At 63.0% G+C, this 21,247-nt stretch carries 22 protein-coding genes and 1 tRNA gene; 15 read left to right on the plus strand and 8 right to left on the minus strand.

Going from position 1 to position 21,247, the window contains the following annotated elements; translation table 11 throughout:
- Positions 1–33 precede the first annotated feature (33 nt).
- Positions 34–747, minus strand: a complete 714-nt coding sequence (locus FJ430_RS22560) for an RlmE family RNA methyltransferase (RefSeq protein ID WP_140641333.1) — start codon at positions 745–747, stop codon at positions 34–36.
- A gap of 274 nt (positions 748–1,021) precedes the next feature.
- Between FJ430_RS22560 and FJ430_RS22565 the strand changes: the two genes are divergently transcribed.
- Positions 1,022–2,113 (plus strand): ISAs1 family transposase, encoded by a 1,092-nt coding sequence (locus tag FJ430_RS22565; protein ID WP_226891831.1) that lies wholly within the window; start codon positions 1,022–1,024, stop codon positions 2,111–2,113.
- Positions 2,114–2,255: 142 nt separating this feature from the next.
- Here FJ430_RS22565 and FJ430_RS22570 read toward each other — a convergent pair whose 3' ends face one another.
- Positions 2,256–3,623: a Ppx/GppA phosphatase family protein gene (locus FJ430_RS22570; RefSeq protein ID WP_140704057.1), complete on the minus strand. Its 1,368-nt coding sequence runs from the start codon at positions 3,621–3,623 to the stop codon at positions 2,256–2,258.
- Between the two features lie 265 nt (positions 3,624–3,888).
- Between FJ430_RS22570 and FJ430_RS22575 the strand changes: the two genes are divergently transcribed.
- The 3 genes from FJ430_RS22575 (at position 3,889) to FJ430_RS22585 (ending at position 5,519) form a co-directional block, all read left to right on the plus strand.
- A complete protein-coding gene (locus tag FJ430_RS22575; protein ID WP_140704059.1) occupies positions 3,889–4,821 on the plus strand; it encodes a lysylphosphatidylglycerol synthase transmembrane domain-containing protein in 933 nt (310 codons plus the stop codon).
- Positions 4,822–5,023: 202 nt separating this feature from the next.
- A tRNA-Gln gene (locus tag FJ430_RS22580) sits at positions 5,024–5,097 on the plus strand.
- A gap of 188 nt (positions 5,098–5,285) precedes the next feature.
- On the plus strand, positions 5,286–5,519 hold the full coding sequence (locus FJ430_RS22585) for a hypothetical protein (RefSeq protein WP_127306973.1): 234 nt from the start codon (positions 5,286–5,288) through the stop codon (positions 5,517–5,519).
- A gap of 125 nt (positions 5,520–5,644) precedes the next feature.
- Here the strand turns inward: FJ430_RS22585 and FJ430_RS22590 are convergent, their stop codons facing one another.
- Complete coding sequence (locus tag FJ430_RS22590; RefSeq protein WP_181175269.1) at positions 5,645–5,818, minus strand: hypothetical protein; 174 nt, start codon at positions 5,816–5,818, stop codon at positions 5,645–5,647.
- 307 nt (positions 5,819–6,125) lie between these two features.
- Here FJ430_RS22590 and FJ430_RS22595 point away from each other — a divergent pair, with 307 nt between their 5' ends.
- Entirely contained in the window at positions 6,126–6,305 is a 180-nt protein-coding gene (locus tag FJ430_RS22595) for a hypothetical protein (RefSeq protein WP_140704062.1), read from the plus strand.
- 491 nt (positions 6,306–6,796) lie between these two features.
- Positions 6,797–7,240 carry a hypothetical protein gene (locus FJ430_RS22600; protein ID WP_226891833.1) on the plus strand — a complete coding sequence of 148 codons (444 nt, stop codon included), beginning with the start codon at positions 6,797–6,799 and terminating at the stop codon, positions 7,238–7,240.
- A 15-nt stretch (positions 7,241–7,255) separates the two neighbouring features.
- On the opposite strand, the gene FJ430_RS22605 is transcribed toward FJ430_RS22600, so the two are convergent.
- Complete coding sequence (locus tag FJ430_RS22605; RefSeq protein WP_181175271.1) at positions 7,256–8,221, minus strand: LysR family transcriptional regulator; 966 nt, start codon at positions 8,219–8,221, stop codon at positions 7,256–7,258.
- Between the two features lie 151 nt (positions 8,222–8,372).
- On the opposite strand from FJ430_RS22605, the gene FJ430_RS22610 reads away from it, so the two are divergent.
- Complete coding sequence (locus FJ430_RS22610) at positions 8,373–9,092, plus strand: aspartate/glutamate racemase family protein (RefSeq protein ID WP_210242091.1); 720 nt, start codon at positions 8,373–8,375, stop codon at positions 9,090–9,092.
- Positions 9,093–9,178: 86 nt separating this feature from the next.
- On the opposite strand, the gene FJ430_RS22615 is transcribed toward FJ430_RS22610, so the two are convergent.
- The 3 genes from FJ430_RS22615 to FJ430_RS22625 all read right to left on the minus strand — a co-directional run bounded on the left by FJ430_RS22615 (position 9,179) and on the right by FJ430_RS22625 (position 11,648).
- Positions 9,179–10,612, minus strand: coding sequence for an aldehyde dehydrogenase family protein (locus tag FJ430_RS22615; protein ID WP_140704071.1), 1,434 nt, complete (start codon positions 10,610–10,612; stop codon positions 9,179–9,181).
- Between the two features lie 122 nt (positions 10,613–10,734).
- A complete protein-coding gene (locus FJ430_RS22620; RefSeq protein ID WP_140704073.1) occupies positions 10,735–11,154 on the minus strand; it encodes an ACT domain-containing protein in 420 nt (139 codons plus the stop codon).
- Positions 11,155–11,183: 29 nt separating this feature from the next.
- Complete coding sequence (locus FJ430_RS22625) at positions 11,184–11,648, minus strand: GNAT family N-acetyltransferase (protein WP_140704075.1); 465 nt, start codon at positions 11,646–11,648, stop codon at positions 11,184–11,186.
- Between the two features lie 344 nt (positions 11,649–11,992).
- On the opposite strand from FJ430_RS22625, the gene FJ430_RS22630 reads away from it, so the two are divergent.
- The gene (locus tag FJ430_RS22630) at positions 11,993–13,054 is read left to right on the plus strand and encodes a YeiH family protein (RefSeq protein WP_226891835.1); all 1,062 of its coding nucleotides are present in this window, start codon (positions 11,993–11,995) and stop codon (positions 13,052–13,054) included.
- Positions 13,055–13,079: 25 nt separating this feature from the next.
- Here the strand turns inward: FJ430_RS22630 and FJ430_RS22635 are convergent, their stop codons facing one another.
- On the minus strand, positions 13,080–13,601 hold the full coding sequence (locus tag FJ430_RS22635; RefSeq protein WP_140659758.1) for a GAF domain-containing protein: 522 nt from the start codon (positions 13,599–13,601) through the stop codon (positions 13,080–13,082).
- Between the two features lie 90 nt (positions 13,602–13,691).
- Between FJ430_RS22635 and FJ430_RS22640 the strand changes: the two genes are divergently transcribed.
- The 7 genes from FJ430_RS22640 (at position 13,692) to FJ430_RS22670 (ending at position 20,634) form a co-directional block, all read left to right on the plus strand.
- A complete protein-coding gene (locus tag FJ430_RS22640; protein ID WP_319022988.1) occupies positions 13,692–14,033 on the plus strand; it encodes an NUDIX domain-containing protein in 342 nt (113 codons plus the stop codon).
- 85 nt (positions 14,034–14,118) lie between these two features.
- Positions 14,119–15,096, plus strand: coding sequence for a GlxA family transcriptional regulator (locus tag FJ430_RS22645; protein WP_140704079.1), 978 nt, complete (start codon positions 14,119–14,121; stop codon positions 15,094–15,096).
- Positions 15,097–15,112: 16 nt separating this feature from the next.
- The gene (locus FJ430_RS22650) at positions 15,113–15,331 is read left to right on the plus strand and encodes a hypothetical protein (protein ID WP_226891837.1); all 219 of its coding nucleotides are present in this window, start codon (positions 15,113–15,115) and stop codon (positions 15,329–15,331) included.
- A gap of 101 nt (positions 15,332–15,432) precedes the next feature.
- Positions 15,433–16,737, plus strand: a complete 1,305-nt coding sequence (locus FJ430_RS22655) for a M24 family metallopeptidase (RefSeq protein WP_140704083.1) — start codon at positions 15,433–15,435, stop codon at positions 16,735–16,737.
- A gap of 268 nt (positions 16,738–17,005) precedes the next feature.
- Positions 17,006–17,683, plus strand: coding sequence for an isochorismatase family protein (locus FJ430_RS22660; RefSeq protein ID WP_140704085.1), 678 nt, complete (start codon positions 17,006–17,008; stop codon positions 17,681–17,683).
- Between the two features lie 5 nt (positions 17,684–17,688).
- A complete protein-coding gene (locus FJ430_RS22665) occupies positions 17,689–18,657 on the plus strand; it encodes an alpha/beta hydrolase (protein WP_140704087.1) in 969 nt (322 codons plus the stop codon).
- Between the two features lie 336 nt (positions 18,658–18,993).
- Positions 18,994–20,634 carry an ABC transporter substrate-binding protein gene (locus FJ430_RS22670; protein ID WP_140704089.1) on the plus strand — a complete coding sequence of 547 codons (1,641 nt, stop codon included), beginning with the start codon at positions 18,994–18,996 and terminating at the stop codon, positions 20,632–20,634.
- Positions 20,635–21,247: the final 613 nt, after the last annotated feature.

The following is a 21,247-nucleotide window of genomic DNA, read 5'->3' on the forward strand; positions in this document are numbered from 1 at the left end:
CACAGGATTCTAGGGTCTACGCTTCGCTCCGCCCTAGAATGACGAAGTTCCAGGACCTTTGAACTCCTTCGCCAGCAGGTAAAGCTCCACCGACTCGTCCCGCGAGGCCGGTGGCTTGACGTGATGGACCGAGCGGAAATTTTGCTTCAGCAGTGACAAAAGCTCGTTCTCGGCGCCGCCTTGAAATGTCTTGGCGAGGAAATGCCCGCCGGGCTTGAGCACGTGCAGGGCGAAATCGGCCGCGACTTCGCACAGATGCATGGTTCGCAGATGATCGGTGCGGCGGTGCCCGGTCGTGGGCGCCGCCATATCGGACAGCACCACATCCGGCTGGCCGCCCAGCGCCTCGGCAAGTTTTTGCGGCGCATCGGGATCGAGGAAATCCATCCGCAGGATAACGGCGCCCGGGACCGCGTCCATTTCGAGATAGTCGATGCCGACGACATGCGGATTGTCCGCCGTGGACTTCGTCCGCGCCGCCGCCACCTGGCACCAGCCGCCGGGCGCGGCGCCCAGGTCGATCACTTTCATGCCGGGCTTCAGCAGACGATGCTTGTCGTCGATCTCGATCAGCTTGTAGGCGGCGCGGGAGCGGTAGCCATCGGCCTTGGAGCGTTGCACATAAGGATCGTTCATGTGGCGCTCGAGCCAGCGGCGCGAAGACTCCTTCAAGCCGCTCTTCTTCTTGATCCTGGTCTTGAGGACGCGAATGCCGGCAGATCCTGGCTTTTCGGGTTTCTTGGTCATTGCCTGATTTCTTGCCCGAGCATGATCCTGTGAGAAAACCGATCGCCACTTTTCGCTGGCCTGGTCCTGAGATTCGGCATCAGGATTTCTGGTCCGCTTTTTCTCGCTCGCTTCATCGTGCCGGTTTTGCGACGGCTTCGCGTTTCACGGAGGGCTTCCCCCACTCCGTCGCCGCTTCGCGGCGCCACCTCTCCCCCCTCTGGAGGGCAGGGGAATCGCATATGGCGTTTTTTGGGTTGAGTTTAGGCTGAGAAAGGATTCTTTGGAGAGGCAGTTGAGCGAAGGAGCGACTGCCATTTCCTGCCTTGAGAGCTACTTTGGCGCGGTGCCTGATCCCCGCGCGCCCAACGCCACGCACCGGCTTGGCGACCTGATCGTGATGATGATCGCGGCAAGCCTGTGCGGTGCCAGTAATGCGACGGAATTTGCCTTGTTCGCACAGGAGCGCAAGCAAGCGCTGTCGCGGCTGATCGACTATGACGCAGCTCCCAGCCACGACACTTTCTCGCGGCTGCTGCGCCTGCTCGACCCGGAGGCCTTCGGTCGCGCTTTTGCCGCCTTTGCCGCCGCTTTCGCCCGAGCCAGCCGAGAGACGCCCGAGGTGGTATCGCTTGACGGCAAGGCTTTGCGGCGGGCCTACGAGAAGGGCTTGGCAGCCAGTCCGCCGTTGACGGTGTCGGCCTTCGCAGCCGAGACCCGGCTGTGCCTGGCGGCAGTCTCGCCGAGTGATGGTGAGAACGAAGTCGAGGCCGCGCTCAAAGTCGTCGAACTCATTGATCTTACGGGCAGATTGGTCACCGCCGACGCGCTCCACTGTCATACCCGAATGGCTGCGGCCATTACCCAAAGAGGTGGCGATTACCTGCTTGCGCTGAAGGGCAACCGGCGTCATTGGCTGCGCCGTGCCAACTTGAAACTGGCCGACGCGACCCCTTCCATTGCCGAGCGGACCGAGACCAGCCACGGCCGCAACGAATGGCGGCAAGCCGAGATCGTGGCGGCGGCCGAGCCGCTGATGCCTGGTCACCTGGCCTTCATCCGCATCACCAGCCGACGCGATCAGGCCAAGCCGTTGATGCGCCTGTTCATGGCCTCCACGCTCATGTCGCCTCAGCAGGCGCTCGACCTCACTAAAGCTCATTGGCAGATCGAGAACGGCCTGCATTGGATGCTCGATGTCCATCTTGATGAGGATCTCAGCCGGGCCCGCAAGGACAATGCTCCCGCCAACACAGCCCTTCTCAATCGCCTCGCTAGAAACATCCTTCAGGCCGCCGATGCTGCCAAAGTCCCCATCAGCCATCGCATCAAGAAATGCGCCTGGAACGACGACTATCTCATCAATGCAATCACTCATATGCGATAGCCCTCTGGAGGGGGAGGAAGGGAGCCAAGGCTGATGACCTCGCGCCTTTCCTCTCCCCCGTCGATCGGGGGAGATGTGTCGAGCGAAGCTCGACGGAGTGGGGGTTGACTGCTGATCAAAACAACGCGGCCACCTTTTGGGATCATGCGCGGCGCCCACCATCGCCACGCCAGACGCCGTCATCGGCCATCAGTTCGCTCAGGATTCCCTCGCGCAGGCCGCGGTCGGCGACGCGCAGCCGCTCGGACGGCCAAACGCCGCGGATCGCTTCCAGTATGGCGCAGCCGGCGAGCACCAGGTCGGCGCGGTCGGCGCCGATGCAGGGATTGGCGCAGCGCTGCTGGAAATCCCAACCGATCAGCCGCTCGATCATACGATCGACGCTGTCGCGATCCATCCAGAGGCCATCGACACGGCGGCGGTCGTAGCGCTCGAGATCGAGATGCACGCCGGCCAGCGTCGTCACCGTGCCGGAGGTGCCGAGCAGATGGAAGTTCGGGCTGGCCAGTACATGCGCGAGCCGGTCGCGGCCGTCGAAGACCTTCAGCCGCGTAGCCACGTCGTCGACCATGGCGGCAAAGGTCTCGCGCGTCACCGTGCGTCCGCCGAAGCGCTCGGCGAGCGACACCACGCCGACAGGCAGCGAGGTCCACGACACGATGTGATTGGCGAGCCGCGGAGAGCGCCGCCCGGTCAGGTCGATCAGGGCGATTTCGGACGAGCCGCCGCCAATATCGAACAGCACCACGCCCTGCGTGTCGCGCTCGACCAGCGAGCCGCAGCCGGAAACGGCAAGGCGGGCCTCGGTCTGGCGGTCGATGATTTCGAGCTTCAGCCCGGCCTCGCGCTCGACGCGGTCCAGGAATTCGACGCCGTTGGCGGCCGAACGGCAGGCTTCGGTGGCGATCAGCCTGGCTTTCCTGATCTTGCGGTTGCGCAGTTTCTCGCCGCAGATCTTCAGCGCCTCGACGGCGCGGTCCATCGCGGCCTGGCTTAGCCGACCGCTGGCGGTGAGCCCCTCGCCCAGCCTGACGATGCGCGAGAAAGCGTCGATGACGCGGAATTGGCCATGACGGCCGGGCACCGCGACCAGCAGCCGGCAATTGTTGGTGCCGAGGTCGAGCGCGGCGAAAACCGGCAATTCCTGCTGCGGCGGACGTGGCGGGACCGACAGCCTTGGCTCAACCTGTGGCGGCGCGTTCCGAGGTTGGTTTGCCGCCGTGCTGGCAGGCGCGGCATGCGGCAGCGTACCGCTGTCGTCGCGCGCGAACACCTTGCGGCCGCGCCTGCGCTTGCGGCGCTTGCGCGTCTTGCCTTTCGGCTGATCGCCGTGCTGGTCAGCCTGACTTGCGCCAGCCTGCCTCTGGTTGGCATGTCTGGGGTCGGCATGTCTTTGGTGCGCACCCGCGTGGCGGCTGAATCGCGCCGTGTGCGGGCCCGCCGACTGCGTCGGCAATGCCCCGGACATGCCCACTGCCGACGCGCCCGCGCCGGTATCGTGGTCTTCCACTTCAGTTCCTTCCGGCGCCGCGCGAACCGGGAACGGACGCAGCAGGCACCTCGATTTGTTTCAAGTTGGGGGCAGAGTAGCAGCGCCGTTCGCAATCACCAAGAGCGCATGGCCGAATTTCGCTAACGTCGCATTTTGCCAGCGTCACGTTGGGGCAATGTCTTGCCGGTTGAATAGCCGGCTTCAATCGGGCATGTCTCAAATGAGGGTTCGAAAGGGTTTTGGGCACATCTATCAATGAGCTGCAACGCATGATGACGACGCCATGAACTGGAGGCGCTATTTCTGGCCGGTCATAGGCATCGCGGCCGTCGCATTCTCGCTGTGGCTGCTCATTCACGAACTGCGCGGCATTTCGCTCAACGATGTCTGGATCGGCATCTCCGCCATCCCGCCGCGCGGCTGGCTGCTCGCGGCGCTGAGCTCAATCGTCGCCTACGCCGCGCTCGCCGGCTACGACCACATCGCGCTCTTGCATATCGGCAAGAAGGTATCGTGGCTGTTCGTCACGCTGTGCTCCTTCACCACTTACGCGGTGTCGCACAATATCGGCGGCTCGGTGTTTTCCGGCGCGGTCATCCGCTACCGCGCCTATGCGACGCGGGGACTGACCGGCCAGGAGGTCGGCGTGCTGGTGGCGATCTGCTGGTTCACCTTCATCCTGTCCAGCATCTTCCTCGGCGGCCTCGTGCTGCTGTTCGAGCCGCAGATCATCGATCGCTTCACCGGCGCGCCACATCATGGCGCGGCCTTCGCCACCGGGCTCGCCATGCTCATCCTCGTCGGCGCCTATGCCTTCGGCAGCTGGCTGGGGTTGAGACCGCTGAAGATAGGCAGCTTCCAGCTGCACTATCCGGCGCTGCCGATCGTGGCGCGGCAATTGCTGATCGGGCCGGTCGAACTGCTTGGGGCCGCCGCGATCATCTATTTTGCCCTGCCCGAGGTTGGCAATCCCGGCTATTTCGTCGTGCTCGGCGTGTTCATGGTGTCGTTCTCGATCGGGCTGTTGTCGCACGCGCCGGGCGCGCTCGGCGTGTTCGAGTTCGTCTTCCTCACCGGCCTTTCGGACATGGACCCAGTCGGCGTGCTCGCCGCCCTTCTGGTGTTCCGCCTGTTCTATCTCATTATTCCGCTGCTGATCGGCCTTGGCGTGGTGCTCTATTTCGAGCATTCGCAATATAGCCGCGAGGAGAACTGAAGCCTTCGGCGCCTGGCGGCGGAGCCAATGCATGTCCCCCAAAAGCGCGGAGCGGTTTTGGGGGAACGACACGCATCGGACAAAGGCTCAAAAAGCCTGCGGTTGATCTCTGCTGTGGGCTTGACTATTTTTTGATGGCGGCTACAAGGCAGCGCTCGCGGCGCATGAGCCGCCCGCTTCGCGCGATACCAATCGCGCCTGCTGGGGAATAGGTTAACGGTAGACCCACGGACTCTGACTCCGTTAGTCCTGGTTCGAATCCAGGTTCCCCAGCCACAAGTTTCCGCGAGTTGCCAAACATCACAGTGGGCTTCGCCATGGGCTGAGCTACGCCCGATCTGCGGTTATATTAGCAATAAACGATATGTTAACGGCTGAAGCGCAGCCTGTTCGAATCGGGAGGTCCCCGATCGACGATCCGGCACCCAGTATGCCGAGACGCCCGACCGATGCGGAGCAAACGCATGAGTGTCGAAACGGCATTGGCGCAGCTGTTGCGCATGATCCATCGTCGCGCGCTGAATTTGGCGACGATGCCGGACGATGAGAGAGATCCATACTACGACAGCATCCGCCGGTCATGCTGCGGAGCGGCCGAGCATATCGGGCAGTCTCCCGACAATGCGGCCATGACGGCAAACAGCATGGTCGAATTTACCCGGGCGATGGTCGGTATCATCGAGGCGGGACGTGGGTAAGCCGCAAACACACTCGCGACGAGCTCGGGAGATGCCGAGAGGCGCGGTTGCGGCCCGTTACCCGAAACTTGCAACGTGATCGTGCCATCGCACATCAATGATCCGGCTTGGGAACGATCGCTATTTCAGATCGCGCCCCAAATGTTCGACGACAAATGTTTGGTTGTCGGCATTACCGGCCAGCAAACATCCGACTGATTGTCGGACGGCAGCCCGTTCCGCATCCGCGTCGGGTTGCGGGCATCCTGCGCATATTTCAGGGCCGCGCCCATGCGGTTCAACGTCTTCAGTATCGACATAGATCTCATCCCTGGTTCGCCGTGGCAGTGAGGGGGTCGATCCCTGCTGCCTTCGTTATGGCGAGCTAAATGGTCGATGAATGTTTCCGTCGCATTGCACGGAAACATGAGGCCCGTAACCGGAACAGTTCGCCCTGAAACATTTGCGTGCAAATGAGTTCAAGGCCCCCGGCCGAATCGATCTGCCGCCATCGCGCAGTTTCCTTTTCGAAACAAATACGCGCCCAGGCGCCATCGGACCGAAACGAATGCGCGGCAAAACCGTCATCGACCGGCGCGACCGGATTTAAAAACAAAGGAAGATGAAATGACCAAGTTCCTTCGTAATGCAGTTCTTGCAATTGTTGCTGTTTCTGGGCTCGCTGGCTCGGCTTATGCTCAGCAGGCGACTATCAATTCCTGCAGCAATCATGACGATTACTGGACCCAGTGCCTGAACGGTGCGCATGGCAGCCACCATGATGGTCGCGGAAGCGATCGTCGGTAATCGACACGTCCGCTGAAAGAGCCCCGCAGGCATCTCGCCGGCGGGGCTCTTTCTGTTCGAAGTGCTGCCGGGCCGCTCGCCGCCCTCAGTCAGCAAGGCCAACTCCCCGGTCGATATCGATATCTGGGCATGGCCTGCGCGGCTATCCGATGGGCAACGCCTCCACATGGATGCGGAGCAGCAGCAAATGAGCTTGCCCGGATCGCGAGATGGTGCCGGATTGACGGGGAATAGACGGGGCATATTTCCCACCAGCGTCCCGCTGACATCTCGCATTCAAAGCATGATGCGTGGACCGCCGGTTCGCCTTGCCGGCAGTTTGATCCATCGCCGCATTACAGCAATTTTTCCCAAGCCCGGAACCGGCAACGCTGCGAGGGTTGTCAGCGCATGGCCGCTGCCCTGCCGTTCGGTTGAGAAAGATCACGCCAATGTCCTCGTTTTTCACCGCCCTTGCGTCCGAAGGTCCTCCAACCGAGCGGCGGAAGGAGATGAGTCTCTACGGATGGCTGGTCGGGAGCTGGGACATGGACACGATCCATCACCTCGATGACGGCGCCATCCAGAAATCGACTGGCGAATGCCATTTCGGCTGGGTGCTCGAAGGCCGCGCCATTCAGGACCTCTGGATCAGGCCCAGGCGCCCTGCCCCGTCCACCATGTATGGAACGACCCTGCGCGTCTTCGATCCCGGGATCGGCGGCTGGCACATCATCTGGAGCGATCCGCTCAACCAGGATTATTCACGCCAGGTCGGGCGGGCCGAGGGCAAGGACATCGTCCAGATCGGGGAAGACTGGCGGGGCCTGCAAGCGAGATGGCGCTTCACCGAGATCACGGCCGACAGCTTTCATTGGATCGGGGAGGAAAGAGCCGCCGATGGCGATCCCTGGCGTGTGACGTATGAGCATTTCGCGTGGCGGACGAACTCGTGATCTGGTCGGCGTTTTTCAACCATCTGCCTGCCGCTGAAGGGCGTCTCTCGGCTTAACTTCGACCGGCTGGATCATCCTGCGAAGCTCCGCGAGAACCGCATTCTCGAATAGCGACGGCTGGTGAAACTCGCTGGTGACCACGCCCAGCTTTCTCGGCGGCAGGCCATCCCGCAAGGGAACAACGGCCAGGCCGGGCAGCGGGCACGATCTGGCGGCGATCTCGGGGACGACGGTCAGGCCGATGTTCTGCTGCGCGAGCTGGCAGCCGGTCATAAGCTGGCGCACCTCGACGACGGTTCTCGACTGCAGGCCGGACCGCTCCGACATCATGGCCAGCCAATTGCCCGATGTCGTTCCCGAGGGAAAGCGGATGAAAGGTTCGGCAAGCACCTCTTCGTCGGCAAGCTCGGATCTGGCGGCGAGAGGATGCGTTGTCGACAGGACCACGCATGCGCCGTCCTGGCAGAGCAGCTCGAACAGCAGACCGGGCGACGGAACGAACACGCTGCTGATGCCGAAATCGATCTCGTTCGACCTCACGAGCTGAAACGTTTCCTCGCTGTCGATCTCCACGATATCGAGCACATGGTTCGGGAACCGGGGCCGCAGCGCATGGAAGGCGGGGCCAATGAACATCGCGGCGAAGGACGCCACACTTGCAACCCGCAGGATCTGCTCGGTGCCGAGGCTGAGCGAAGCGAGCTGATCGACGATCGCCTCGTTGCCCGCAACAAGCCGCCGCAGCCCGGGCAGCAGCGAACTGCCGGCGGGGCTGAGCCGAAGCCCTTCGCGGTCGCGGACCAGGAGCGTGAAGCCCAATTGCTTTTCCAGCTGCGTGACGTGCTGCGAGATGGCCGGCTGGGTAAGGCCCAGCTCTTCCGCGGCCTGGGTGAACGAGTTCAGTTCCAGCACCGTCAGCAGGCTGCGCACACGGCGCACGGATATCTCACTGCGTCGGGAAAGCATGACGGGCACCTTCATAAGCGTCTTTGGATGATCATAACGAAACGCTATTTCCTGGGGCATTCATAAGCAACTAGCTTCGCCGCAACGATGTGCGGAGACTTGGATGACGGCTCGCGATTCAGGGGTTCAACGAATTCACGCCCGCAAAAATCATTCCTGCTATGGAATGGGCCTTGGCATCATCATCCTCGACGAGATCTATCCCGGGTTCCCCGGCGACGTGCGAAACGCCAGCGCCTATCCGTTCCCGATCCAGTATGAAATCGCCGAAGGCGTCGACATCCAGAACCTCGTCCGCGGCGACGACAAGAAAGCCCTGCTCGAGCCGATTGTCAGGGCCGCGCGGAAGCTGGAACGCATGGGATGTCGCGCGATCGCCGCCGAATGCGGCTACTTCGCCTGGTTCCAGAAGGAGATCGCGGCCAGCGTCGATGTGCCGGTTTTCGCGTCGAGCCTGCTGCAGGTACCCCTCGCCCAGATGATCATCGGTCCCGAAAGGGTCGTCGGCATTCTCGTCGCCGAGGGCGACCGGCTCAGTGACCGGCACCTGACTTCGGTCGGCGTGACGCTCGGAACGAACTATATCGTCCACGGCGCCAAGGATGACGGCAAGACCCCACAATTCGACAATCTCTGGACAAAGGACATCCGGCCCGAAATCCCTACCGCGGATTATGACCTGGCTGAGCTCGACATCGTCAAGGTCGCGAAGGATTTCGCCGCCGCCCATTCGAACATGGGAGCCATGGTTCTGGAGTGCACCGGGTTTCAGCCCTTTGGCCGGGCGATACAGCGCGAAATCGACATGCCCGTGTTCAGCTGGTCGACCTTGCTGGACTATGCCTATTCCGTCGCCGTGCACCGGGATTTCTACGGCCACGTCTGACCTGCGAGGTCAGCCCAAATGAAAAGGCGCGGCCGAGGCCGCGCCCTTCTTAAGCTTCTTCGGAGGCCTGGTTCGACCCGTGATGCCTACTCCGCCGCTTCGTAACCGGCGATGCCCTTGATCTCGAGGAAATCCTCCAGCCCATATTCGGCATATTCGCGGCCGTTGCCGGACTGCTTGTAGCCGCCGAAGGGCAGGCCGGCGTCCCAGGTCGGGTAGTTGATGTAGACATTGCCGGAGCGCATGCGGACAGCCACGTCGCGCGCCTTCTCGATGTCCTTGGCCTGTATGTAGGAGGCAAGGCCATAGACGGTGTCGTTGGCCTGCTCGACCGCCTGCTCCACCGTGTCGTAAGGCATGATCGACAGAACCGGCCCGAAGATTTCCTCGCTGGCGATGCGCATGTCGTGCGTGACATTGGCGAAGACGGTCGGGCGGACGTAGTAGCCGCGGTTGAGCTCGGCCGGGCGGCCGGGGCCGCCGGCCACCAGCGTGGCGCCCTCGTCGATGCCGCTCTGGATCAAAGCTTGAATCTTGTCGAACTGGATCTGGCTGACCACCGGGCCGAGCTTGGACGCGGGCGCGTCGGCCGGACCGACGGTGAATTTCTCCGCCGCCTTTTTGGCGTAGCCGGCCGCCTCGTCGTGGCGGTCGCGCGGCACGAACATGCGGGTCGGCGCGTTGCAGGACTGGCCGCTGTTGCCGAAGCAGCCAGCGACGCCCTTGGTGACGGCCCGCTCCAGATCGACATCGGGGAACAGGATGTTGGCCGACTTGCCGCCGAGCTCCTGATGCACGCGCTTGACCGTGTCGGCCGCCGCCTTGGCGACCAGGATGCCGGCGCGGGTAGAGCCGGTGAAGGACATCATGTCGACATCGGGATGGCTGGCCAGCGCCTGGCCGACGCCCGGACCGTCACCGTTGACGAGGTTGAAGACGCCCTTCGGCACGCCGGCCTCGTCGATGATCTCGGCAAAGATGATGGCGTCGAGCGGCGCGATCTCCGACGGCTTCAGCACCATGGTGCAGCCGGCGGCAAGCGCGGGACCGACCTTGCAGGTGATCTGGTTCAGCGGCCAGTTCCACGGTGTGATCAGGCCGACGACGCCGATCGGCTCCTTGACGATGAGCGCCGAGCCCTTGACGTGGCGGAACTGGAAGCTCTTCAGCACCTCGGCCATCTTTTCCAGATGCGCCTGGCCGACCCCGACCTGGCTGTCCAGCGCCATCTGACGCGGCGCGCCCATCTCGCGCGAAACGGCGAGGGCAAGGTCCTTGCTGCGCTTCTTGTAGACTTCGATGACGCAGTGGAGGATATCGAGCCGTTCCTCGACCGAGGTGAAGCCGAAAGTGGCGAAAGCGCGCTTGGCGGCGGCCACCGCCTTGTCGACATCGGCCCTGGAGCCGAGTGAAATCTGGGCGAAAGCGTCTTCGTTCGAGGGGTCGATGACGTCGAGAGTGTTCGGCACCACGGGATCGACCCAGGCGCCGTCGATATAGAATTGCAGATCGTGTGACATGGTTTCGCTCCCTGCGGGCCGCTTTTGGTCGATTGTGGTGAGGTGGTCGTCATATATCGCCAGAAATAACGATGCGGCATGTGCTCTGTCAAACGCAAGCTTGAAGTGTTTGAGCCAGCGCGTCAGGCGTTGCGCCAGAGCGAATGCCGCCGCCACAGAGTTAGAACAGTGTGTCCTGCTTCGCCCAGCAACCGGATCGCCGCGGCCTCGTCCGAGGCCTTCACCAACAGGTGGTCGCCGTCGAAGATAGAGACGACGAAGATGCCCAGAGCATTTTCCGACAGCGGTCTGATTACCGACAGCACGATGCCGGTTTCGCCGAAAGCAAATGGGCCTTCGAATTTGAAGGCGACCCAGTCGTTGTCCTGCCTGACGGCAGCCGGGACACGCTCCTGCAAACAGGCGATCGACAGTTCGTCGTCCGTCCTGCTGATGCTGACGAAGCCTGGTCCGTCTGCCCAGTCGGGAATGCCTTCTCCAGCTTCAAGCCGTGCAATCGCATGAAGACCGGGAAGTTGCTTCAATCTGATCCGGGCAGCCATTCGCCGAACTCCGTCTCTGGTTGCCGTGGTCATGGAAGGCTCTTGCTCATATAGACCGTGGTGCCGTTCATGAACGGCTCCTCACGATCGATGGCATAGCCGAGCCTTTTGTACAGCGACACATTTGTCACGAAGGCACTGTTGGTCAGCAGGCGAAGGTCGCGAAGGCCTGCTTCAACGGCTTTGCGCTCGGCGCTGTCGAGCAGTTTGCGCCCGATGCCCCTGCCCTGCGCCTCGGGAGCCACGGCGACATTCTCGATCCAGATATGATCGTCACGCGCAATGGTTTCGATCAGGCCGATGATGCGGCCGTTCTCGATGGCGAGCTCGAACGGATGCTCGCGGACGGCCTTGTCGTAATCGGCGCGCATCGGCAAGGGCTCGCGGCCGATCACCGGCACCCATTTGGCATAGGCTTCGCGCACGACGGCCTTGATTGCCGCGGCGTCCGCCGGCTCGGCCGGCCGAAACTCCAGGGAAGAAACGACGCTCATTCAGACACTCCAAATGCAAAAACCCGCCGATCGTTGCGATGGGCGGGGCTGGGACGGACGAACCGGGTGACTTGCTAGCCGGCCTTTGTCTTCACGCAATCAGCTTGCCGCTCCTTCGAACGGCGGCGTCGCTGCGGATTTGCGAAAAAGGCGGTCATGGCCGGAAATTGGACCGGGAGCCGAGATGCTGTCAAGCCGGCAGCGTCGACACGGCAGGCACCTCGCCCGATCCGGCGAACCTCTCCCGCATCGTTCGTAAAAATCGATCATTATAACCCGAATAATTCGTTGGAAAGATTGGTTTTGGAATGGCATTCCGGCTGCGAAGCGCCTGGAGAATTGAATTGTCCTTCCTGCCCGCCACCGCGAACGATCTTCCAAATCGCCTGAACTCGGCCAAGGCCGAGCGCAAGCGCCCTGCCCCAACCTCGATCTCAACCGGCGTCGTGCCGGGACTGGTGCTGGTGGCGATGATCACCAGTGTCGCCTACTCTGCGCGCGGTTTCTCCGGCCTCACCTTGTTCAGCCCGATGATCCTGGCGGTCGTCGCCGGCATGGTCTATTCCAACGTGCTCGGCGTTCCTGCCCATGCCAAGGCCGGCATCGCCTTTTCGCAAAAGCGCCTGCTGCGCTTCGCCATCGTGCTGCTGGGTTTCCAGCTCACGCTCGGCCAGGTAGCGGGCATCGGCCTTGGCGGCGTCGGCATCGTCGCCGCCACGCTCGCCGCCACCTTCCTCTTCACCGTCACGCTCGGCCGGCTGATCGGCGTCGACCGAAAGCTCGCGCAGCTCATCGCCGCCGGCACCTCGATCTGCGGCGCCTCGGCGATCGTCGCCACCAACATCGTCACCGACGCGCGCGACGAGGATGTCACCTACGCGGTTGCCGCCATCACGCTGTTCGGCACCGTCGCCATGCTAGTCTTCCCGCTGCTGGCACCCGTGCTTGGGCTCGACCAGCATGCTTTCGGCCTATGGGCGGGAGCCTCGATCCATGAGGTGGCGCAGGTGATCGGCGCCGGTTTCCAGAACGGCACGCTCTCCGGCGAGACCGCGACCGTCGCCAAGCTGACCCGTGTCGCCATGCTGGCGCCGATGGTGATCGCGCTCGGCCTGATGGCGCGCCGCGGCAGCACCGACGCATCCAGCGCAAAGCCGCCGATGCCCTGGTTCGTGGCCACTTTCGTCGCGATCGTGGCGTTGAACAGCCTGGTCGCGATCCCGGCCCAGTTCCACTCGGTGATCGCTTTAGCCGCGCAGATCATGCTGACCATGGGGCTCGCCGCCATGGGCCTTCAGGCCGATATTTCCGAGCTGCGCTCGCGCGGCCTGCGGCCACTGATGCTGGCCTTCTCGGCGTTCATCTTCATCGCGGGCTTCAGCCTGGTGCTGGTAAGGTTCGCCTGAGGCAGGCCGGGGCCGGCCTCACCTCTCAGTCTTCGTCTTCGTCTTCGTCATTGTCCTCGAACTCACACGCCGCGACATAGATCGCGGCGAGTTTCTCGATGCCGGCCTGGTCTTCCTTGTCGAAGCGCCCGGGCAGCGGGCTGTCGAGGTCGAGCACGCCGAACGCGCCTTCAGCGTCGCGCAAAAGCACCACCAGCTCGGAACGCGAATCGGCATCGCAGGCGATGTGGCCGGGAAATTCGTTGACGTCCTTGACCAGCATCGACATGTCGAGCTCGATGGCCTTGCCGCAGACGCCCTTGCCGACGGCGATGCGAACGCAAGCCGGCTTGCCCTGGAAGGGCCCGAGCACCAGCTCGTCCTCGGAGGCGAGGAAATAGAAGCCGGCCCAGTTGAGACCGGGCACCATCTGATAGATCAGCGCCGCCGTGTTGGCGGCATTGGCGACGGAATCGCCCTCGCCTTCCAGCAGCGCTTTCAATTGCGTGGCCAACTCCTTGTAGAAGGCCGGCTTGTTGCTTGTGTCGATTGCCGTTGCCGCGAACATCGTTTGATCTCTCCGTTGCAAGCCGGCCGCGCGGCCGGCTACAGTCCACCTCTCTCTGCCACCAAAACCGCCGTCGGGAAACAGCCTATCGTGACCTCCAGTCATTCCAGATCAGCGAGGGCCAGGACGATCCGCATCGCCGCCGCTGTCATCCGCGACGACGACGCCAGACTGCTTCTGGTGCGCAAGCGCGGTACCAGCGCCTTCATGCAGGCCGGCGGCAAGATCGAGCCGGACGAGTTGCCGGCCGCCGCCCTTGCGGGCGAATTGCGCGAGGAGCTGGGCGTTGCCGTCGATCCGGCCGAGGCCTTCCATCTCGGTTCCTTCTCGGCGCCCGCCGTCAATGAGCCTGACGCGCCCTCGTCGAGGCCGAGCTGTTCGAACTCTCCATCACCGGCGAGCCGGTCCCGGCGGCAGAGATCGAGGAGATGATCTGGCTGAACCCGGAGCTGGCGAGCGGCATGGAACTCGCGCCGCTTACCGCCGATATCGTGCTGCCGCGCTACGGCCGCCAGCCATGAGTTCACGCAACCAGCCAAAACAGGTGGCGGGCGGAGCGCCTTTGACCTTCGCGGTGCTGGTCTTTCCCGGCTTTCCAATGATGGCGTTTTCTTCCGTCATCGAGCCGCTGCGCGCGGCCAACGTGCTTGCCAGGCGCGAATGCTACCGCTGGGTGATCGTCGGCGCAGACCGGGGCACGGTCGAGGCCTCCAACGGCGTCGTCATCCAGCCGGGCTTCTGCGCTTCCGACGCGCCGAAGGTCGACCGCATCGTCGTCTGCTCGGGCGGCGATGCCGACCATGTCGTGGCCGACGAGGCGATGAGCTGGATCCGCAAAAGCCTGCGTGGCGGCGCGCATATCGGCGCTGTCGCCGATGCGGCGTTCTTCCTCGCCCGCGCCGGCCTGCTCGACGGCCATGCCTGCACCTTGCACTGGACCAGCCAGGCCGCCTTCACCGAAGCTTTTCCGGATATCGAGCTTCGGCGCGATCTCTTCGTCATCGACCGCAAGCGCTTCACCTCGGCCGGCGGCGTCGGCAGCCTCGACATGATGCTGGAGATCATCACGCGCGACCGTGGCGCCGAGATAGCGGCGGGCGTCGCCGAATGGTTCGTGCATTCTCCGTTGCGCTCCAGCGTCGACCGCAAGCTGATGCCGCTCAGGCTGCGCACTGGCGTCCAGAACGAGCTGGTGCTATCGGCCATCGCCATCATGGAGGACGCTGTGGAAGAGCGGCTCGGCATGGCGGAGCTGGCGGCAAGGCTCGGCGTGTCGTCCGACAAGCTCGAGCGCAATTTCCGCGCCGAACTGGATGTCTCGCCCAACGGATATTACCGGCGGCTGCGGCTGAAGCGCGCGGCCGACCTGTTGGCGCATTCGACGCTGATGGTGCGCGACGTGGCGCTAGCGTGCGGCTTCGCTTCGATGTCGAGCTTTGCACGGGCGTTTCGCGAAGAGCATGGGCACGCGCCGAAGGCGATGAGAAGGCATTGATATGAGTAGTTCTCAAATGGAGAAGTATGTCTGGGCCTTGGTCTTGTACTATGCCATTGTGGTGCTCGGTTTTTTTGCTGTCCTTATATCCATCAGTCTGCTTGGAATTTTGTCGGGCCTGCTTGCAACGATCGGGTACCTGACGCTGGTCGTATTTCTCAACATATGGCGACGCAAACGGCATCCGCGAAGCGCCTATCAGGTGGAACTGGCGAAACGCGGATTTGGCGACTAATCCGGGCGGCATCTCGCATAACCCAAGCGGTTTTTCGCACAATGCGGCCGCTCCTCCTACGGCATGTTCTGGACCTGCAATCGACCCAAGGCTAGGCACCCATGAGCATCGTCGTATTCGACCCCGACAGCACCGAGGATGTGGATTTCAAGGACCGCATGCGCCATCCGGCCGCGGCCGATCCCGCCGGCGGCATGTGGCTTTCCGACACCGAGCCGTCCTTCATCGACGCGGACGCGCTGCGCAAGGGGCGGCTGGCCAAGTTGCGTGCCTGGATGCGCGAGGCGGGCTATGGCGGCATCGTGCTGTTCGACCCTTACAACCAGCGCTATGCCACCGGCTCGCGCAACATGTTCGGCTATTTCCTGCGCAACTCGACGCGGTACTTCTTCATCCCGACCGAAGGGCCGATCGTGCTGTTCGAATATCCGCAGAGCTACCACGTCTCCATGGTGCTCGACACGATCGACGAGGCGCGGCCTTCCAAGCTGGTCTGGTCGTCGGTCTCGGGTCGCGATGACGAGACCGCCGGACCGTTCGCCGACGAGATCACCGAGCTGTTGAAGAAGCATGGCGGCGGATCGATGAAGCTCGGCCTCGACCGCTGCAGCCATCTCCAGGCGCTGGCCCTGGAAAGGCGCGGCTGCGAGGTCAAGGACTGCCAGGGCGAGATCCTGGCGGTGCGCGCGGTGAAGACGCCAGAGGAAGTGAAGTGCCTGCTGGCCTCGATGGCCGGCGCCGAGGCCGCGGTGGCGGCAGTGCGCGAGGCGATCAAGCCCGGCGTTTCGGAGAACGAGCTGTTCGCCATCATGTATGGCGAGGTGATCCGGCAAGGCGGCGAGTTCATCGAGACCCGGTTGCTCACCTCGGGACAGCGCACCAATCCATGGTTCAACGAGGCGAGCGGCCGCAAGATCAGGCCGGGCGAGTTGTTGGCGCTCGATACCGACACGATCGGCTGCTACGGCTATTATTCCGACTTCTCGCGCACCTTCCGCTGCGGCCCGGGCAAACCGACGCCCTATCAGAAATCGCTCTACCGCATGGCGCACGACCAGGTGCAGCACAATATCGCAATCGTGAAGCCCGGCATGGCGTTCCGCGAGATTGCCGAGAAGGCGTGGAAAATCCCCGATCGCTTCGTCGACCAGCGCTACACCTCGGTCATGCACGGCGTCGGCATGCATGGCGAAACGCCTTTCATCGCGCACTCGATGGACTACGAGACCTATGGCCGCGACGGCATCATCGTGCCTGGCATGGTGGTGAGCGTGGAAAGCTATATCGGCGAGAAAGGCGGCCGCGAAGGCGTCAAGCTCGAGGACGAGATACTGATCACCGAGACCGGCACCGAACTGCTCTCGCGCTTTCCTTATGAGGATGAGTTTCTGGAGCCGCAGCTTTGATGCAGGCAAGCACGATGAGCGCCGGTCCGGCATCGCAAGCCTTGGCGATTGGCCGCAACACCTGTGCCGTCGTCATTCCAGGGCGAAGCAAGGAGCGAAACGACGTGGCGCAGACCCTAGAAGCCATGCCGTTCCGTCTCCGCTTCGCCGCGGTGCGGAATTCTGTTAGGCAGCAATTGACGATCAAGGTAACGGCATGGATTCCAGGGTCTTCGCGACGCCGCTGCGCGGCTGCTTCGCCCTGGAATGATGAAGTTTGAGCATACGCATGAAAACGCCCATTTCCATTCGACGCGGCACGGTGGCCGCGGTGTTCATCGATCTCCAGGAGGAGCATCGCAAGGACAGACGCTATCTGGTCGAGGGGTTTGCCGATATCCTCGCCAATGTGCAGCGCCTGCAGGAGGCGGCGCGGCGCAATTTCGTGCCGCTCCACCACTGGGCCTATATCGTGGATCTTGCCGAGGCGCGGCCTTTCCACCCGGTGGACGAAAGCGGCAAGTCGGCCTTCTCCGACAAGGACGATCCGCTGACGGCGATCTGCCATGAGGTGGCGCCGCAAAACGGCGAAGCCACTCTGGTCAAGCAGCAAGCCAGCGCCTTTGGCAAGAACGATTTCGGGGACAAGCTCAAGGCAGCCGGCATCGAATGGCTGGTGATCGCCGGCGTCTGGACCGAGGCCTGCATCGACGCCACGGTGAAGGACGCGGTGGCGCGAGGCTTTCGCGTGCTGCTGGTCAAGGACGCTTGCGGCAGCGCAAGTGCGGCCATGCATCAGACCGGCGTCCTCAACCTCGCCAACCGGCTCTATGGCGGCGCCGTCGCCAACACGCTCGACGCCTGCCGGCTGATGGCAGGCGACACGGTCAATGTCTGGCAGGTCGAGGGTTCGGTGCCGCTGCGCTTCACCTTCGAGAACGCGGCGCGGCTCTACGCCGAGCTCTGACGACAGTGGCCAGCAACCCAAGCAATTCGGCGAGGCGCGGCAAATATGCCGATCGGCTCGACCCTGAGGTGTGGGACTATATCGACAAGGTCGACAGCTGGTACCCGCCGGAGATCGTGGCCGCGCCGATCGCCGAGCAGCGCGCCGTGTACGACAAAATGTGCGTGGCTTTCCATCAAGGACATCCCGAAGGCGTGACGACCAGCGACGGTCTCGTCGCCACGGCGGCGCATGCCATCCCAGTCCGGCGCTACCGCATGGCGGGCAAGGCGGCAGCGGCGATCGTCGTCTATTATCATGGCGGCGGCTTCGTGCTCGGCGATCTCGACAGCCATGACGACATCTGTGCCGAAATCTGCGCCGGCACCGGTTTCGAGGTGGTCTCGGCCGACTATCGGCTGGCGCCGGAGCATCTTCATCCAGCTTCCTTCGACGATGCTCTTGCCGTGTTCGAATGGGTCGCCGCGACCAGCACGCTGCCGATCTTGCTTTGTGGCGAGAGCGCCGGCGGCAACCTCGCCGCCGCGGTGGCGCAAGCGACGCGACATCATGCGCGGCATGCCATCGGCCAGATGTTGATCTATCCCGGCCTGGGCGGCGACGGGAGCGGGCGTTCCTATGTCGAGCACGCCGAGGCGCCGCTGCTGACGCTCGCCGACATCGAGTTCTACCGCCGCGTCCGCTCCGCGCCTGGGCAATCGCCTGACGACCCGACCCTTTCTCCACTCATGGCTCGTGATTTCTCCGGTCTGCCGGCGACGGTGATCGTCACCGCCGAATGCGATCCGCTGTCGTCGGACGGCGAGGCCTATCGCGACCGCATCCTTGCCGCCGGCGGACAAGCGTGGTGGCGCGAGGAGCCGCGGCTGGTGCACAGCTTTTTGCGCGCCCGGGCGACGGTGCCGCGCGCGGCGGCGGCGTTTCGAAGGATTATCAGCGACATGCAAGGCTGGGTGCCGGTGGCGGAGCGCTAATCTCCCCACTCGTGGGGGAGATGGCCGGCAGGCCAGAGGGGGGCGCGAAGGATCGCGACCCTTCGGTTTCCTAACGTCCGACATCTGCCTGAGAAGACATCTCCAATCCGCTGAGACGTATGGCGGGACAGCGCCCCCCTCTGTCCTACCGGACATCTCCCCCACAAGGGGGGAGATCAGCTGTCCCCCTGCGGAACAGCGCACAAGAACTGCGGAAAACCAAACATTTCCCTGCGGAAAGCAGACCTATCATCCTTCGCAGGCAATGGCGCTCCGGCGGTCGCATCCGCCCCCGCGCATGGCGTCCCCGGGCGCCCAACAACAGAGGGAACGACGATGAAGTTCATGCTGACCGACAGAAAACTGCACCCGCGCGCCAGGCCGATCGCCGACGATTTCAGGAAGGGCGCGATCAGCCGGCGCGAATATCTGGCGCTGATGGCCGGCTTTGGCGTCAGCGCCGCCGGCGCGATGGCGCTGGGCGGGATCGCTCCCTCGCCTGCCCGCGCCGCCGAGCCGAAAAAGGGCGGCGTGCTGCGCGTGGCGATGAACGTCAAAGGCTTTAAAGACCCGCGCACCTTCGACGGCGTCGAGATGTCGAATGTCGCGCGTCAGTGCAACGAATATCTGGTGCGCTGGAACACCGACTTTTCTTTCGAGCCCTGGCTGCTGGAAAGCTGGGAAACCAGCGATGACGCCAAGACGATCACGCTTCACGTGCGCAAGGGCATCACCTGGTCGAACGGCGACACTTTCAACGCCGACGATGTGATCCACAACCTCAACCGCTGGTGCGACGCCTCGGTCGCCGGCAATTCGGTTGCCGCACGCATGGGCGCGCTGGTCAACGCCGACACCAAGAAGCCGGTCGACGGCGGCATCCAGAAGATCGACGACCATACCGTCAAGATCAACCTGCCAAAGCCCGACATCTCGCTGATCGCCGGCATGGCCGATTATCCAGCGCTGATCATGCACCGCTCCTATGAGGGCGATGCCGACCCGAAGAAGGCTTTGGCCATCACCACCGGCCCATGCGAACTGGTGAGCTGGGACGCCGAGACGGGCGCGGAGGTGAAGCGCAAGGACAAGCCCTGGTGGAAGGGCGAATTCTATCTCGACGGCATCAAATGGGTCGACTACGGCTCGGACCCCAACGCCATGCTGTCGGCCTTCGAATCCGGCGAGATCGACACCGATCACGAGACCGCTTCGGACGCCGTGTCGCAGACCGACCAGATGGGCCTGCAGAACTCCGAGATCGCCACCGGCTCGACCATCGTCGCGCGCTTCAATGTCTCCAACGCGCCCTATGACGACGTCAAGGTGCGCCGCGCCGCCCAGTTCGCCGTCGACAATGCAGCCGTGCTGAAGCTCGGCCTCGACGGTCACGGAAAACCCGCCGACAACCACCATGTCGGCCCCATGCATCCAGAATTCGCCGATATCGGCCCTGCGGTGCGCGATGTCGATCAGGCCAAGAAGCTGATTTCCGAAGCCGGCAAGGCCGACCACGAATATGAGCTGATCTCGGTCGACATCGAATGGCAAAAGAGCACCGCCGATGCGATCGCGGCGCAAATCCGCGAGGCGGGCCTCAAGGTCAAGCGCACGGTATTGCCGGCCGCGACTTTCTGGAACGACTGGAGCAAGTTCCCCTATTCCTGCACCGAATGGCTCGGCCGGCCGCTGGGCGTCCAGGTGCTGGCTTTAGCTTACAAGTCCGGCGCGGCCTGGAATGAAAGCGCCTACGCGAACAAGGAGTTCGACGAACTGCTCGACAAGGCGCTGGCAACGCCCGACGCGGCGGCGCGCAAGGAGATCATGGCCAAGATCGAGACCAATCTGCGCGACTCCGGCATCATCATCCAGCCCTACTGGCGCTCGGTCTATCGCACCTATCGCAAGGGCGTGCAGGGTTGCGAACAGCACCAGGCGCTCGAGCAGCATTTCGAGAAGGTGTGGCTGGAGAGCTGATCCTCCCAGGACCGAGCCGGCCAGCTACCCGAGCGAGAAGCCGCTTGGGTGGCCATCTGCGACGAATCCCGTGCAATTTTTTGCACGGCGTGCTCGCCTTGACACGGCAACAGCGTATCTGTCTGTAATCTGGCTCGTCGACCAATCGCTCCTGAGCATCTTGTCGCTATTGAGAGTTCTGATGCGCGCCCGTTGGGCTTTCTTCCTTGCACCCGTTATCCCGGCGATCCTGCCCGGCTACAATTGGCATGCGAGCCATCCTGAAACGGCGCCGCTATCGGGCTTCATATTTGTGTGCCTCGTATTCTATTTTCTGGAGGCTATAATTGGAATCCCGGCCTTCTACATTCTAACGCGGAGGCGCTGGCGGCATTTTTGGATATACATCGCCGTTGGCTATCTAGCTGTTTTTGCTCCAGTTTTTGCTCTCTGCCTCGCTCCATGGCAGGCTTCATACGAAATCGGTTCAGTTTTATATACATGCTCACTGGCAGGAATCTTCGGGGCTGCCACAGGCCTAATTTTCTGGCTATTGGTTCGCCCAGATAAAGACCCTGTTGAGCAGCTTGCGTCGCACTTTACGTAGACTATCGGTGCTAGGTCGAAAGCCTGC

The sequence above is a fragment of the Mesorhizobium sp. B2-8-5 genome, assembly GCF_006440675.2.
Taxonomy (GTDB): domain Bacteria; phylum Pseudomonadota; class Alphaproteobacteria; order Rhizobiales; family Rhizobiaceae; genus Mesorhizobium.

What these genes read in the sequence shown, in the direction of transcription:
- FJ430_RS22645 (WP_140704079.1), top strand. Translation starts at nt 14,119, where the DNA reads ATGAGTTCACGCAACCAGCCAAAACAGGTGGCGGGCGGAGCGCCTTTG.
- FJ430_RS22625 (WP_140704075.1), bottom strand. Translation starts at nt 11,648, where the DNA reads ATGAGCGTCGTTTCTTCCCTGGAGTTTCGGCCGGCCGAGCCGGCGGAC.
- FJ430_RS22560 (WP_140641333.1), bottom strand. Translation starts at nt 747, where the DNA reads ATGACCAAGAAACCCGAAAAGCCAGGATCTGCCGGCATTCGCGTCCTC.
- FJ430_RS22610 (WP_210242091.1), top strand. Translation starts at nt 8,373, where the DNA reads ATGGGCCTTGGCATCATCATCCTCGACGAGATCTATCCCGGGTTCCCC.
- FJ430_RS22655 (WP_140704083.1), top strand. Translation starts at nt 15,433, where the DNA reads ATGAGCATCGTCGTATTCGACCCCGACAGCACCGAGGATGTGGATTTC.
- FJ430_RS22605 (WP_181175271.1), bottom strand. Translation starts at nt 8,221, where the DNA reads ATGAAGGTGCCCGTCATGCTTTCCCGACGCAGTGAGATATCCGTGCGC.
- FJ430_RS22600 (WP_226891833.1), top strand. Translation starts at nt 6,797, where the DNA reads ATGAGTCTCTACGGATGGCTGGTCGGGAGCTGGGACATGGACACGATC.
- FJ430_RS22595 (WP_140704062.1), top strand. Translation starts at nt 6,126, where the DNA reads ATGACCAAGTTCCTTCGTAATGCAGTTCTTGCAATTGTTGCTGTTTCT.
- FJ430_RS22670 (WP_140704089.1), top strand. Translation starts at nt 18,994, where the DNA reads ATGAAGTTCATGCTGACCGACAGAAAACTGCACCCGCGCGCCAGGCCG.
- FJ430_RS22620 (WP_140704073.1), bottom strand. Translation starts at nt 11,154, where the DNA reads ATGGCTGCCCGGATCAGATTGAAGCAACTTCCCGGTCTTCATGCGATT.
- FJ430_RS22635 (WP_140659758.1), bottom strand. Translation starts at nt 13,601, where the DNA reads ATGTTCGCGGCAACGGCAATCGACACAAGCAACAAGCCGGCCTTCTAC.
- FJ430_RS22660 (WP_140704085.1), top strand. Translation starts at nt 17,006, where the DNA reads ATGAAAACGCCCATTTCCATTCGACGCGGCACGGTGGCCGCGGTGTTC.
- FJ430_RS22650 (WP_226891837.1), top strand. Translation starts at nt 15,113, where the DNA reads ATGGAGAAGTATGTCTGGGCCTTGGTCTTGTACTATGCCATTGTGGTG.
- FJ430_RS22590 (WP_181175269.1), bottom strand. Translation starts at nt 5,818, where the DNA reads ATGTCGATACTGAAGACGTTGAACCGCATGGGCGCGGCCCTGAAATAT.
- FJ430_RS22575 (WP_140704059.1), top strand. Translation starts at nt 3,889, where the DNA reads ATGAACTGGAGGCGCTATTTCTGGCCGGTCATAGGCATCGCGGCCGTC.
- FJ430_RS22585 (WP_127306973.1), top strand. Translation starts at nt 5,286, where the DNA reads ATGAGTGTCGAAACGGCATTGGCGCAGCTGTTGCGCATGATCCATCGT.
- FJ430_RS22615 (WP_140704071.1), bottom strand. Translation starts at nt 10,612, where the DNA reads ATGTCACACGATCTGCAATTCTATATCGACGGCGCCTGGGTCGATCCC.